The organism is Pantoea sp. RIT-PI-b, from assembly GCF_001187905.1.
GTDB classification, from domain to species: domain Bacteria; phylum Pseudomonadota; class Gammaproteobacteria; order Enterobacterales; family Enterobacteriaceae; genus Pantoea; species Pantoea nemavictus.
Genome location: NZ_LGIS01000026.1, coordinates 66,806 through 81,574, shown reverse-complemented (window position 1 = coordinate 81,574; position 14,769 = coordinate 66,806). Strand labels below are relative to the sequence as shown.

Here is a 14,769-nt window from a genome sequence, read left to right as displayed (position 1 = left end):
AAGGATGCAAAACGCACCCCTTAAATTGCTCACCGGTCGCCATTGATGGCGCCCCTACAAGGCGTAGGGTGCGCATTGTTGCGCACCTGGCTTAACCCCTATTCACCATAAAAAAGGGGCGGTAAACCGCCCCACATGGTTACTGCTTAGCTCTTGGTCTCTTTGCCGTATTCGTAGTTGTAATAATCGTAGCCATAACCGTAGGCATTCGACGCTTTACGTACTACGGCGTTGAGGATCACGCCTTTAATTTCGATGCCGTTCTGCGCGAAGCGCTTGTAACTGACATCCAGTTCTTTGCTGGTGTTGGTTTCGAAACGCGCCACCATCAGCGACGTGCCTGCCAGCTTACCGATGATTGAAGCATCGGTGACGGCCAGAATCGGCGGCGTATCGATCAGTACCAAATCGTAGTTCTTGCTGGCCCAATCAAGCAGCTCGCTCATACGACGGTGCATCAGCAACTCAGACGGGTTTGGTGGCACCTGGCCACGCGGCAGGAAGTCGAAGCCGTAAACGCCCTTCTGAATCATCGCCGGTGAGAACTCGCTCTTACCTGACAGCACGTTAGACAGGCCAGATTTGTTATCCGCACCCAGCAATTCATGGGTATAGCCGCGACGCATATCACCATCGATGAACAGCACACGCTGACCCGCTTTTGATACCAGCGTTGCCAGGTTGGCACAGATAAAGGTTTTACCAATGCCTGGGCTAGCGCCGGTGATCATCAGGATATTGTTTTTCGCTTCCATCATCGCGAAGTGCAGGCTGGTACGCAGGCTACGAATCGCTTCGATGGACAGGTCAGTTGGATTACCCAACGCCAGCAGCGTGTTGTGCGGGTCACTCTTCTCTTTGTGACCGCGACGCGCCAGCGCTTCGGTATCTTTCTTACGCTGCCATTCAGAGAGCGGTACGCTGGCATAGACGTTCATGCCCAGCTCTTCCAGCTGCTCTGGGTTGTCGATACCGTGATGGAACAGCGCTTTCAGCAGCACCAGACCTACCGACAGCATCAGGCCCAGAATCAGACCGGCAGCAATGATCAGCGCCTTCTTCGGTGCAACAGGACTTGCGGCTGTTTCAGCACCATCAATGATACGTACATCACCCACGGTACTGGCTTTGCTGATACCCAGCTCTTGCTGACGATTCAGCAGCTGCATGTAGATTTCCTGACCTGACTGCACATCACGCGTCAGACGCAGAATCTCTTGTTGCGTTTGCGGCATGCCGGCAATTTTCTTGTTCAGCTGTGCCTGCTCGCCTTCCAGCGTTTTGCGTTTTTCCAGCAGGGCGCGGTAGGTCGGGTGATCCTTCGTGAACAGCTGCGATACTTCCGCTTCACGGAACGTCAGCTCGTTCAGCTGAGTCTGCACGCTGACAGAGGAATCCAGCGCAGATTTCGCTTCCAGCGACATATCTACCGACTCGTTCTGACGACGGAAGGTATTCAGCTTATCTTCAGCATCATCCAGCTTAGCGCGTACGTTCGGCAGCTGTCCGCGCAGGAACTCAAGGCTTTTCTCTGCTTGTTCGGATTTGCGCTCTACGTTCTGCAGCAGGTAATTATTGACAATCTGGTTCAGGATGCGGCTGGCCTGCTCTGGATCTTCGTGTTGGAACTCAAGACCCAACACACCGGTGGCTTTGCCTTTATCGGCTACCGTCAGCGCGCCCAGAACGTTTTTAATCGCCTGCAAATCAGTGAGTTTGGTGACATTGAAGCTGGTGCCTTCATCCGCCTGAATATCACTCACCAGCATAGTCACATCGCCATGCTGCTCCAGCTGACCAACACGACCTTTAAACAGCTCATCACCATCGTTGGTGACGGTATAGGTATCCGGGCCGGTGACTTCCAGCTGCACGGTACGCTTTTCGATTGTGCGTGGAATTTCCAGGCGCGAAATAGCGATATTGGCTGGCTTGTTGCCCATCAGGCGTGACAAACCTTTACCAATCACCGGGAAGTAGTTCTGCTGTACCACAGTATCCAGACCGAGGTCGTTTACCGTTTTACCCAGCACCATACGCGACTCAACAATCTGAATCTCGGTATCGGAAGCCGGCGTAGCGGGCAGCACATCCTGCAGTTCGTTCAGAACCGATGCGGTGTTCTTCTGCTCAACCTGCACCATGGCATCGGCGCTGTAGATTGGCGTGGCAAACAGTGTGTAGAGGGTCGCCACCAGCATGAAGAATGCGGTAACGGCAACAATGATCCAGCGATGATCAATCAGCTGTCCCACAAGATGCGCCAGATCCCATCCATTCGAATCTTCCTTTGGCGCGGTCATAACCTTGTTTTTGATATTCATGGATAATCCCAACTATCGGCTTAATACGTTGACCCATTTCTGGGTAGCGTTTTCCAGTAACCCGTAGACCTCTTCAAAGGCCTCGCGACTTTTTTTGTACGGATCCGTAATTTCCTGTTGGTTGAGCCAGTGCCCAAGCAGCATGGTTTTTCCGCGTGCGGCTGGATCGATGCGATTCACCTGCTCAACGTGTCGCTTTTCCATTACCAGAATCAGGTCGTAGTCACGGCACATACTGGCCGTTAACTGCTGCGCCTGATGGCCTTCGAGCGACACGCCGTGTTCGGCGGCGACATCAATGGCCTTCTGGTCCGCCGGATAGCCTTGCAGAGCACCCAGCCCTGCAGAAGCGATCCGGAGATTAGGTAGCGCGCGCTTGAACAGACGCTCCCCGGTGGGGGAGCGGCAAATGTTGCCGACGCAGACGACTAACACGGACTTAATCATGGCGGACCCTTAGTCCGACCAGTTACGGAAACGAAGTGCCGCGGAGCTGGCATCATCAACACCCACGATGTTCGGCAGCAGGCCTGAAATCACACGGTTCCAACGGGTAATTGGCGTGGCGGTGACGTAGACGATGTCGTACGGCTCAAGCTGGAATTCGGTGCCCATCACCATCGAAGCCGCATCTTTGGTATTCAACTGATAGATGTTGGCAATCTTGGTGCGGTTGGTGCCACGAATTGGACGAATAACGAACACACCGGTGGCATCAGAGGTGGTCTGATCCATACCTTGCGAGTTGCCCAGCGCTTCAGCCAGAGTCATGCCGCTGCGGTCCATCTTCAGCGTTGACTGCTGCTTCACTTCGCCCATCACAAAGACTTTCAGATCATCATTACGCGGAACGTACAGAATGTCGCCCGGATAGAGCAGATGGTTTTGGCTCAGGTCGCCATTTTGCATCAGCGCCTGCAGCGAAATACGTTGTTCTTTACCGTTGTGCGTCAGCACCACGTTGCGCCAGTCAGCGTCAGCGGCCAGGCCGCCGGCGGCGTTAACCGCATCAAGCACGGTGAGCGGCACGTTGGTGATTGGCTGCTGTCCCGAGGTGGTCACAGAACCGGTGATGTAGGCTTTCTGCGAACGGAACGAGGCAACGTTAACGTCAACCTGTGGGCTTTCAATGAACTGAGCCAGACGACGCGCCACTTCGGTGCGGATCTCGGTCACGGTACGGCCCGCGACGCGGACTTTACCAATGTATGGGTAGAAGATCGTGCCATCAGCCTGCACCCAGTTACCGGTGTCGCTGGCGCTACGGTACTGGCCCGCTGGCGTCGTTAACTCTGGGTGATCCCAGACGGTAACGTTAAGCACGTCACCCACGCCGATGCGGTATTCGTAGCTCTGGATCTCATTTTGCAGCAAGGGGTTAGCCTGCGCGACTAACGGCTTCGGACGCATCTGTTCAACCAGACGCGGCGTGAGCGGGAAGACGTTTACATATTTGTCGATGTCATAGTTGCTATCCTGTTGCTCAATGACATCTTTTCCACTGGTGGAAAGGTGAGAACCCGGTTCAATGGTACATCCGGAGAGAAAAGTCGCGGATACCAGTAAAGGTATCAATTTAATTTTCATTATCATCTGATTCTTCGCTATCAGTTAATGATTGATAGAGGCGAAATCGCCCGCTGTGTAAGCGTCTTACAAAAAATTAATGTGACGGGTTAAACACTGAAACTGTGGGTCATTATTATTCGCTCCCTTGGTTTTATGTTGTCACCGTGTCTAAAGACGACATCAATTAAAGTGGGTATTTCATCAACCGGCAAATAACCCGTTTAATCGGGTGCATTAACGGCTGTTGTTTATATCACGACACACCCAGCACCGGCAGTTTTCAACCGGGGATGTTGCTGCCCTTCCCCGGTCTCGCTGTCTATCAATAGGCGCCATCGCGTTTAAGCACTACGCCAACCGTTTTAAACAGAATCGCGATGTCATTCCACAGCGACCAGTTCTTCACATACCACGAGTCGAAATAGACGCGCGTTTCATAGTCAACGTCGTTACGACCGCTAACCTGCCACAATCCCGTCATGCCTGGTTTTGCCATCAGGTAATAATCGACGTCACCCGCATAACGGCACAGTTCATCTTCAATCACCGGGCGGGGACCGACCAGGCTCATATCACCACGAACCACGTTCCACAGCTGCGGCAGCTCATCCAGACTGGTTTTACGGATGAAGTGACCGACTTTGGTAATGCGCGGATCGTTCTTCAGTTTGAAGTCTTTATCCCACTCGGCGCGTGCCACCGGATCGGTACGCAGTACCTCTTCCAGCACCTCTTTCGAGTTGATCACCATTGAGCGGAATTTCAGGCATTTGAATTTGCGACCATTCATACCCACACGTTCGTGACCGTAAATCGGCGGCCCACCATCACGGCCGACCATAAAGCCCAGAACCAGCAATGCAGGTGACAGCGCCAGAATAATGCCCAACGCGCCGACGATATCGAATGCACGCTTCAGGAAGCGCGAAGTGCGTTTCGCCAGGTTATTGTTAACACGCAGAATCATCACTTCATGACTAAAGATGTAGGCCATGTCGGTGCCGTAGAGCGGTACACCGCGCAGCGTTGGAATCACTGAAACCGAACGGCAGTTATGCTTCGCCAGGTTTTTCAGCCAGTGATCGCGATGCTGGCTCTGTTCGAACTCCACCGCCACGATGAACTGGGTTTCGCTGTTGGTCAGATGCCACAGCTCCTGCTCATTATGCAGAACGGGTACGCCGGCGATGCTGGCTTGTGGGCAACTTTTATCGACGTCGAAAAAGGCAATGACATCAAAACCCATCACCTCTTCGCTCTGCAGCGCCTGCCAGGCTTCCTGTGCGTTGCGGCTGCTACCGATAATGATGGTTTGCTTCTTCCACATGCCGAAATGATTCAGTACACGTTTAGAGATAGCACGCGCTAAAGGAAGCAGAATCAGTGCCAGAATCCAGGTCATGACCCAGACGAAACGCGACATTTGCCACTGTGAAAGCGCTGAAATTGACAAATCAATGACAGAGAAAATAAGAATGGTACGAAATATCTCTTTGAGCTCGAACCAGAATGGTTTGCGATACGTATAATGACGCAGTCGAACCCAGAACCAGCCTACGCAAATAACCGAAAGCGCAATGTGTGTAGCGATTTTTAAATGCAGGTATTTTTCAGATATATCTGCCAGCGGAGAATCTGTGAACGAATTAATCAACGCCATGGCAATAAACAACGCCGCGTTGAAACAAATTAAATCCGAGCACGCCAGTAAAATTTTGGTCAGAAGACTTTTATATGTAATTTCGTTATCGCGCATATTTAACTCTTTTATATTATTTCCCTAATCCCTAACGCCTCAAGCCTGTGTAATAAATGAGCGATATATTCGCTGCATTTGTTGAGGCAATCTGCGGCAAATTCTCTGAGGCCAAACTCATTCTCGCTTTAGTAAGCAAGAGAATTATGATGAATACCAACAGATTAGTCTGACTTCCCTTGCCACAATGACAGACTTTATTACCGTACAGAAAGCACTTTTGGCACGCTACCGCCCTTGGCTGTCGCTGCCAATACCGCTTAAATCATCCTATTTACAGCCTGTTTTTATGCGGTATTTATGCGCTAATTACCGGTCGTGGCCCGCGCACGATCACAATTCACAACATTAGAAGGCTAAGGAGCGCGCTATTAACAGCTTTGGCGCAGACATTTACTAGCACGTTGCTATACTAGTTATTACTGGCTTGTTTACAAGTAGGCCCCGTCTTGCATGTACTATTTTAGGAAAAAGACTACCAGCCATAAGTATTGATGCCAGCGCTTTCAGCCCATTCCTCAGCAAAAATCAGAATAATTCGATACTCAGCCTCTAATTACTTTGCATCAAAATTGCACGCACTTGCCTGCCTGGAACAATTAATAGCGATCGTTACTTAGCTAAGTTGTTTATCCATACTTTCGTCTTATCCTTACCCATCAGCAATCAAGAATATTCGCTATGTTTAAGCTGATACGCGGATTTACTGAGCTGGGACGTATTTGTACCCTTTTCTACGATTCACTATCATCAGATTAAGCTCAATTCATAGACATTAAGGTGATTAACGCATGTTGGAGTGGATCGTTGATCCGTCGCTCTGGGCAGGATTAGTAACGCTAATCGTTCTGGAGCTGGTATTGGGCATTGATAACCTGGTTTTCATTGCCATCCTCGTCGAAAAGTTGCCGCCAACCGATCGTGACCGCGCCCGCGTCATCGGACTCCTGCTCGCGCTGCTGTCGCGTTTAGCGCTGCTGGCATCTCTTTCCTGGCTGGTGACGCTAACGCAACCGCTGTTTACGCTGTGGCATCACCCTTTCAGCGCCCGCGATCTGCTGCTGCTATCCGGCGGCTTCTTTCTTCTTTATAAAGCCACTACGGAATTAAACAGTCGGCTTGAAGGCGCTGACGAGGAAACTGGTCAAAATAAGAACGGTGCTAAATTCTGGCCGGTGGTGGCGCAAATAGTGGTGCTGGACGCCATCTTCTCGCTGGATGCGGTGATTACTGCGGTTGGCATGGTTAATCAGTTACCCGTGATGATGGCTGCGGTGACCGTGGCGATTCTTCTGATGCTGCTCGCGAGTAAGCCGTTAACGCGCTTCGTCAACGGCCATCCCACCATTGTCATTCTTTGCCTGAGTTTCTTACTGATGATCGGCTTTAGTCTGGTTGCCGAGGGATTGGGCTTTATTATTCCCAAAGGCTATCTCTACGCGGCAATTGGTTTCTCAATTGTCATTGAGATACTCAACCAGCTGGCGATGTTTAACCGCCGCCGCTTTCTCACTGCCGGGCGCCCCTTGCGCCAGCGCACCTCCGAAGCGGTACTGCGTATTCTACGTGGCGAGGCGCAGCGCGCTGAACTTGATGCGGATACCGCTTCACTGGTGAGCGACAGCGAAGAAGGCGCGCTATTCAATCGCCAGGAGCGCCGCATGATTGCGCGCGTGTTAGGGCTGGGTCAGCGGCAGATCAATAGCATTATGACTTCGCGTCATGACGTCGAGCATATCGACCTCGCTGAAGATCCCGCGGAGATTATGGCCAAGCTGGATCGCAATCAGCACACGCGCATTCTCATAACCGAACACGGCCGCGATCCGCTCGGCGTGGTGCACGTGATCGATTTGCTGCATCAATCTTTGCACAGCAAATCACTCGACTTACGCTCGCTGATTCGCCAGCCGCTGATCTTTCCGGAACGCGTCACGTTGCTGCAGGCGCTGGAGCAGTTCCGTAATGCACGGACGCATTTTGCTTTTGTGGTGGATGAGTTCGGTTCGATAGAAGGTGTCGTCACGCTGAGTGACTTGATGGAAACCATCGCCGGTAACCTGCCCAACGAAGGGGAGAAAATTGACGCGCGCTATGACATCCAACCGCTTCCCGACGGCGGCTGGGTGGCAAATGGCCACATGCCGCTGGAGGATTTAGCGGTCTACGTGCAGCTGCCCCTCGACGACAAACGCAATTATCATACGCTGGCGGGTTTACTGATGGATAGCCTGCAACATGTGCCGCAGGAAGGGGAAGAGTTAAAAATTGGCGATTATCTGCTGCGCACCTTGCAGGTAGAAAATCATCGCGTACAGAAAGTAGAGATTGTTCCGCTTACCCCATAAACATCAGGTGCGCATAGCTGCGCACCTGAAATCCTCAAGGCTGCTTCGCGGGCTGCTGGCGATCCAGCCACTGATTCAAGCGCGACTTGGCTTCGCTTTGCAGCTGCTGGCGCACCACGTCGTCCACCGGCAATGAGTACTGCAAATTATCCCAGCCGCCGTACATGCGCAGTGGAATGGTTTGCTGATTCAACAGATTGGCTAACTTGTCGTCGCCTTGCCAGCCGCGCAGCATCATATTAATGGTGATGTCGAGCTGCTGTTTAACCATATCCACATTGCCTTTGGTTTGCACCGCCATGCGACTGTTGCCGCCCTGCAAATCCGGTAACGTGATAATGCCCTGCTTAAGGCTAACCCGACCGCTCAGCTGCTGAATTCCCTGCTCATCAGGCTGATCGTTGGTGACACGACTGCTGACGCGCGCCACAGCACGACGCACCATTTGTTGCAGATTCAGCTGTGACAGCTGCAGGTTGGCCGCTTCGAGATCGGCACTGCCCTGCCAGTAACGTTTTGCCTCTTCGATGCTCAAGCCTGCTCCACTGAGATCGCCTTTCAGTGAGACGGTGCCTTGCAGCGTTTCAGGCAGTTCGAGCGCTTTCAGCAGCGGCGCAATGGCGATGTTATCCAGCTCAGGCTGGAAAGCCGCCTGCGTCACCGGTTTGCGAATGTCGACCGCACCCGGCACGGAGAAATGGCCGTCGCCGAACTTGCCCTGCAGCTTACTCAAGGTCATCAGGCCTTGCTGATTGCTGGCGTCGATCTGCAGATTGGTCAGCGTCAAACCGCGCCATACGCTGCTGTCTGCGGCGAGGTTGAGCGTCAAATCCATTTGGTTGAGCGGTGAATCGCTGTTATCGCGCATACGCGGCTCGGCAATCACCGGGGTGCGTATCACGTTGGCCTGCTGAGGCGCGTTGCTATCTGTAGCGGGTGCGCTCGCCATCAGATTATCCAGATTTAACGACGTGGCATGCAGCGCCAGATTAAGCTGCTGTGGCAGGGCCAGACGCCCCTCGGCGCTACCATCCAGCATGCTGTCATTAGCGGTTAGCTGCAGCTTCTGCAACGAGAAGCGCTGATGGTCGCCATTCCATTCACCCTGACCGCGTAAGGTGCCTTTGATCCCCTGCGTCGGCAGGTTGGCACCGTCCAGCGTGTAATTAACCTCATCCAGTTGCCCCACCAAACGATGCGGATACTGCGCCACATTCATTTGGCCTTTGAGATTCACGCTGACATTACGTTGATTGCGCGAAACGCGGGTAGCGAGCTCGATGCTGGCCTGCTTGCTGGCATCCTGATCGAGATTGAGATTGAGGTCACGGAAGTTGTACTCATCACCGCCCGGCTGCTGCCAGATCAACAAGCTATCAGCAAGCCGCAGTTTGCCAATATTGAATGACCAGCCGTTATTGGTGCCGCTATCCGGTTCCGCATCGCCAGGACCGACGGGGGCGCCCGCCGGTTTCTGCATCGCACTCTCAGGCGTCACGCGGATGATGGCGTTTTTCAGCATCACCTGACTGACGCTGAGCTGATGTGATAACAAGGGCAACAGATTAACATCCAGCCGCATGTTGTCGGCAGTCACCATCGGCTGGGTGGCGCCGGGCGCAGTCAAACTCATGCGTCCGGCAAGGATGCTAAGCTGCGGCCAGACGTGCCAGCGCAGATCGCCGCTGACCTGAAGCTGATAACCACTGCGCTGTTCTACCTGCTTTACCATATAGGTACGAAAGTCGTTGGGATTGACCAGCAACACCAGTGCCGTCATGCCCGCTACGACCACCACTAACAGGATGGCCAGTGTTGTTATCACTCTTCTCATCAAATCCTCATTGCCTTCATACTTCAAGTTGCAGCAGCGTTGGCATTAGTCTTTGTCGATGCGGCTGGCATCCGCGCCCTGCTGACCACGATATTTGGCATCTTCGCGGCGGTTATATGGACGTGCTGCCGGGCCCGACAACGGCTCAAAACTCAAGGCGCCAATTAACATGCCGGGACGCAGCGCCAGCGGCAGTTTGCCCGAGTTGTAGAACTCCAACACGATACGGCCTTGCCAGCCAGGATCGATACGGTGCGCCGTCACGTGCACCATCAGACCAAGACGCGCCAGCGAAGAACGGCCATCCAGCCAGCCCACCAGATCGTCGGGAATGGTCACGGATTCCAGCGTTACCGCCAGCGCCAGCTCGCCCGGATGCAGGAAAAACGCTTCGCCTTCCGGCAACACAATCTCATCGCTCATGACGCGGTCCAGCGCGGCACTGACTTCGTGCTTTGGACCACTCAAATCGATAAATGCTGCAGTATGACCGCTAAAGGTGCGGAACTGGTTGCCAAGACGCACGTCTACCGTGGCGCCATTAATGCGTTCCACCGGCGGGCGTGGCTCAATCGCCAACTTTCCGTTGTCCAGCCAGGCTTCAATATCGCGATCGCATAATCTCATCGCAGGTACTCCATGAATTAAGTGTAGCGAAAGGCGACGACAGCGCGTCACGCTAATTCGGACGCCGTGTCGTTAAAGATACTGATTAATCTTGGCCTTAAGGATATCAATCGCGATACGGTTTTTCCCGCCGCGCGGCACAATGATGTCAGCATATTGCTTGGAAGGTTCGATAAATTGCAGGAACATCGGACGCACAGTCTTTTGATACTGGCTCATCACCGAGTCCATCGAGCGACCGCGCTCGTTAACGTCGCGCTTCATGCGACGCATCAGGCAAATATCCAGCGGGGTATCGACGAAGATGGAGAAGTTCATCTCCTGACGCAGACGCGCATCGGTTAACAGCAGAATGCCTTCAAGAATGATGACTTTCTTCGGCTTGAGATGAATGCAATCGCTGGTGCGCGTGTGCTCAACATAGCTATACACCGGCAGTTCAATATCCTGTCCCGCTTTAATAGCGCGCAGATGCTGCAACAACAAATCATGATCCATCGCACTCGGATGGTCATAGTTGGTTTTCACCCTCTCTTCCATGGTGAGGTGGCTCTGATCTTTATAGTAGGCATCTTCGGGGATCACACCGATATGCTCGTCACCGACCTGGTCACGGATTTCACGATAGAGCGTGCTGGCGATAAGACTTTTTCCGGATGCAGATGCACCTGCGATGCCAACGATCACGCACTGATGAGACTTGTCAGTCATACTTTTTTAAGACCTGATAACTGGAGCCTGCCTAAGCCGAAGCTGCAACGGGCCGAATGAGAGGGTTAGTTGGCGGCAATTATAGGTATTTCACCGGTTTGATGCCAGAGAAATGGGCCAACGGCTTTTCAGAATATCCCCTTTTGCAGCCAGACGCTTAATCGATACACTGTTCATCTGCCAACACTGTAGCTGGCGTTGGCACTCCGAATGAAGCCGCAAGGAAAAGTATGAGCTGGAAAACCCTGACCTATTTTGGCGACAGCATGTTGCTGATCCCCACCGCGGTGATTATCGCGCTGGTATTGCCATGGAAAAGCGACAACCGCCAAACCGTTTGGTATTGGGTGCTGGCGTTTGGTCTCGCTGGCCTGGTGGTGAGCATTTCGAAAATTCTGTTTCTTGGTTTTGGCATTGGTAGCGCCAGATTTAATTTTACCGGCTTCAGCGGACACAGTGCGATGTCAGCCACGCTGTGGCCCGTGATGATGTGGTTGATTTCTGGCCGCTGGTCACCGCGCTGGCGCCTGTTTACCATCGGCATCGGCTATTTGATTCCGTTAATGGTGGGCTTCTCGCGACTGGTGATTCACGCGCACTCCAAAAGCGAAGTGTTGGCTGGACTGATGCTTGGCTTCACGCTGAGCACGGCATTTCTGCTTACCCAGCGCCGTACCGCGCTCAAAGGCTTTAGCCTGCCGCAGATCGGCATAGCGCTGTTGGTGCCGCTGTTGCTATTAGGTCATGGCCGGGTAGCGACCACACAACAGTTCCTTGAGCGCTTCTCCGCAAATCTTGCCGGTTTAGAAAAACCTTTCACTCGCGCCGATCTTTTCCGCTAACACGAATCAGCCCTTTGCCTGCAAAGGGCCAATCAATTCAGTGAATAAACACCAAAATAGATTTCTCCGCAGACATCCTAAACAGATGTGCTAGCATGCAAAATAGAGATTGATTAGCGCATTTTCCCTGCGGCGCAGCTGGATTCTTGCATGACCCTCGAAATATTAACCTCACAGCACGCCCCCCAGCGAATTTGGCTTAATGCCCTGATCATGGGTGGGCTGGCCTTTCTCCTGACGCTGTATTGTCTGGAACTGATTGTCGTCAGTGGACGCATCTCCCCGCTTTGGTACTCTACCGCGCTGATGACGGTGCTGGTATTTCGTGCGCCCTCAAAACACGTACCGCTGTTACTGCTCGCCTGTGTGATGGGTACCGCGCTGGCTAACCTCATCATCATTGGCCCGGCGCTGAGCAATATCAAATTCGCTATCCTCAATATGGTGCAAGCCATTCTGGGCGGCCTGATGTTGCGCGCGCTGCTTGATCGCCGCGCCCCGCTTAACTCGCTGCTCGATTGGGTGCGTTTTGCCTTGTGCGCGGGCCTGATCGCTCCGCTGTTGGGCGGTATGGTTGCGCTGTGGATGCTGCATGTCGGCAACAACGCGTCACTGCCCTTTTTCTCCACCTGGGTGATTTCCGAAGTGATTGGCGTGCTGGCGTTTGGCCCGGTGCTGCTGCTGTGGCCAAATAAGCCGCTGCGTCAGCTGATTACCCCGGGCCGCCAGCTGGAAACCTGTCTGACATTGCTGGGCACGCTGCTCGCCAGTTATTTATCGCTGCGTTTTCTGCCGTGGCCTTTCACCTTTATTGTGGTGATCCTGTTTTGGTGCGCGGTGCGCCTGCCCAAGTTCGAAGCGTTTCTGCTTATTTTCCTCAATGCGAGTTTCATTTCGATTCTGCTTGCCTTTAATTGGGTCAACCTGGCGCAAAATGGCCTGTTGCTCGGCCAGGCCAATACCTGGCTGCCGTTCCTGCTGGTGCTGCTGCCGAGCCACATCATGGCGCTGGTGATGGATGCCTTCCAGCGCGAAAAACATCACATCAGCGAGAGCGAAACCCGCTTTCGTAACGCCATGGAGTATTCAGCCATCGGCATGGCGTTGGTCTCCCCAAACGGAGGTTGGCAGCAGGTAAACCAGTCGCTGTGCCAGACGCTTGGCTTCCCGGCAGATGAACTGAAAAAGCTCACCTTCCAGCAAATCACCCATCCAGACGATCTCAACAGCGATTTGCAGCAGCTGGAACGCCTGATAGCCGGCGACATCATGACTTACACCCTGGAAAAGCGCTATTTCCGTAAAGATGGCGAGATCGTCTGGGCGCGTCTGACGGTTTCGATGGTGCGCGACGCCGCGCTGCAGCCGCACTATTTCATCGCGCAGATTATCGATATCTCAGAGCTGAAGCAGAGCGAGCAGGTGAATCGCCGCCTGATGGAGCGCATCACGCTGGCGAACGAAGCCGGCGGTATTGGCGTGTGGGAGTGGAATCTGCTGACCGGCGAAATGCTGTGGGATAAGCGCATGTATGAGCTCTTTGGTTTAAGTCCGCAGCAAACCCCAACCTATGATCTTTGGGTGCATCTGCTCGATCCGGCCGAGCGGGAAAGCGCCGCGCTGGCGGTGCAGCAGGCCATTGAGCGCCGTAGCGCTTTCCAACTGGAGTATCGCATCAATTTGCCGGAGGGGCCGCGCTATGTACGCTCCGAGGCCAACCGCATTCTCAGCCAGGATGGGCATATTGAGCGCATGCTTGGCATCTGCCAGGACATCACGCCGCTACGCGCGCTGAACGAAGCCTTGTTCCAGGAGAAGGAGCGCATGGCGATCACCCTTGATTCCATCGGCGAAGCGGTAATCAGCACTGACGATGAAATGCGCGTCACCTTTATGAATCCAGTGGCAGAAACCTTGAGCGGCTGGTCACAGGAAAAGGCCGCGGGCGTGCCGATCACCGAATTACTGAATATCACGCGTGGTGCTGCAGGTCCGCGCGTCGATAACCTGCTGTTATGCCAGCTGCCGGGGGAGAAAATCTCGCCCGACCTCGATGAGGAGCTGGTGCTGCATACGCCAGATGGCGCGCATGTGGAGATCCATTACAGCATCACGCCGCTAAAAACCTTAACCGGCGCCAGCATTGGTGCGGTGATGGTTATTCAGGATGTGAGTGAATCGCGTAAGGTCATGAAGCGTCTGAGCTACAGCGCCTCACACGATATGCTGACGCGCCTGCCCAACCGCCACAGCTTTGAGCAGCGTCTGAAGCAGTTGGTGCATGATGCGGCGACCCATAAAACGCAGCATGTGTTGGTGTTTATCGATCTTGATAAATTCAAAGCCGTTAACGACACCGCCGGGCACGCCGCTGGCGATGCGCTGCTGCGCGAACTGGCTGAACTGATGCCACATCATCTGCGCAGCAGCGATCTGTTAGCGCGGCTCGGCGGCGATGAATTCGGCTTGTTGCTGCCAAATTGCGAAGTCGATCAGGTGCGGGATGTGGTGCAGCGCATTGTTGCTGCGGTGAGCGACTATCGCTTTATATGGCAGGATCAGCCTTATCACGTCGGCGCAAGTGCCGGCATCACGCAAATCGATGAACACAACTGCATCAGTAATGTGGTGATGTCACAGGCTGACGTCGCCTGTTACAGCGCAAAACATGCAGGTCGTGGTCAGTATCACGTTTATCAGGAAGTACAGATGTAATCTGCCACGTCTACCCATTGCCAGCCCGCGCTGGCTGCGCTAA

General features: G+C 53.6%; 10 protein-coding genes. 3 read left to right on the top strand and 7 right to left on the bottom strand.

Features of this window, described 5'->3' with window-relative positions; all coding sequences use genetic code 11:
- Positions 1 to 146 precede the first annotated feature (146 nt).
- The 4 genes from wzc to wbaP all read right to left on the bottom strand — a co-directional run bounded on the left by wzc (position 147) and on the right by wbaP (position 5,649).
- Positions 147 to 2,324 carry a tyrosine-protein kinase Wzc gene (gene wzc, locus AC790_RS16440; protein ID WP_007888931.1) on the bottom strand — a complete coding sequence of 726 codons (2,178 nt, stop codon included), beginning with the start codon at positions 2,322 to 2,324 and terminating at the stop codon, positions 147 to 149.
- 12 nt (positions 2,325 to 2,336) lie between these two features.
- Entirely contained in the window at positions 2,337 to 2,771 is a 435-nt protein-coding gene (locus tag AC790_RS16435) for a protein-tyrosine-phosphatase (RefSeq protein WP_007888932.1), read from the bottom strand.
- A 9-nt stretch (positions 2,772 to 2,780) separates the two neighbouring features.
- Entirely contained in the window at positions 2,781 to 3,911 is a 1,131-nt protein-coding gene (locus AC790_RS16430) for a polysaccharide export protein (protein ID WP_152929138.1), read from the bottom strand.
- 304 nt (positions 3,912 to 4,215) lie between these two features.
- Positions 4,216 to 5,649: an undecaprenyl-phosphate galactose phosphotransferase WbaP gene (wbaP, locus tag AC790_RS16425; RefSeq protein WP_049852457.1), complete on the bottom strand. Its 1,434-nt coding sequence runs from the start codon at positions 5,647 to 5,649 to the stop codon at positions 4,216 to 4,218.
- A 791-nt stretch (positions 5,650 to 6,440) separates the two neighbouring features.
- Between wbaP and AC790_RS16420 the strand changes: the two genes are divergently transcribed.
- Positions 6,441 to 7,997: a TerC family protein gene (locus tag AC790_RS16420; RefSeq protein ID WP_007888942.1), complete on the top strand. Its 1,557-nt coding sequence runs from the start codon at positions 6,441 to 6,443 to the stop codon at positions 7,995 to 7,997.
- Positions 7,998 to 8,031: 34 nt separating this feature from the next.
- Here AC790_RS16420 and asmA read toward each other — a convergent pair whose 3' ends face one another.
- From asmA to udk, 3 genes are all read right to left on the bottom strand, one after another.
- Positions 8,032 to 9,831, bottom strand: coding sequence for an outer membrane assembly protein AsmA (gene asmA / locus AC790_RS16415; RefSeq protein WP_049852456.1), 1,800 nt, complete (start codon positions 9,829 to 9,831; stop codon positions 8,032 to 8,034).
- Positions 9,832 to 9,876: 45 nt separating this feature from the next.
- Complete coding sequence (gene dcd, locus AC790_RS16410; protein WP_007888946.1) at positions 9,877 to 10,458, bottom strand: dCTP deaminase; 582 nt, start codon at positions 10,456 to 10,458, stop codon at positions 9,877 to 9,879.
- Positions 10,459 to 10,530: 72 nt separating this feature from the next.
- The gene (udk, locus tag AC790_RS16405) at positions 10,531 to 11,169 is read right to left on the bottom strand and encodes a uridine kinase (protein WP_007888949.1); all 639 of its coding nucleotides are present in this window, start codon (positions 11,167 to 11,169) and stop codon (positions 10,531 to 10,533) included.
- 230 nt (positions 11,170 to 11,399) lie between these two features.
- Between udk and AC790_RS16400 the strand changes: the two genes are divergently transcribed.
- Together AC790_RS16400 and AC790_RS16395 are read left to right on the top strand one after the other, a co-directional pair.
- Positions 11,400 to 12,011, top strand: coding sequence for a phosphatase PAP2 family protein (locus AC790_RS16400; protein WP_007888956.1), 612 nt, complete (start codon positions 11,400 to 11,402; stop codon positions 12,009 to 12,011).
- Between the two features lie 150 nt (positions 12,012 to 12,161).
- Positions 12,162 to 14,726 carry a diguanylate cyclase gene (locus tag AC790_RS16395; protein ID WP_049852455.1) on the top strand — a complete coding sequence of 855 codons (2,565 nt, stop codon included), beginning with the start codon at positions 12,162 to 12,164 and terminating at the stop codon, positions 14,724 to 14,726.
- Positions 14,727 to 14,769 lie beyond the last annotated feature (43 nt).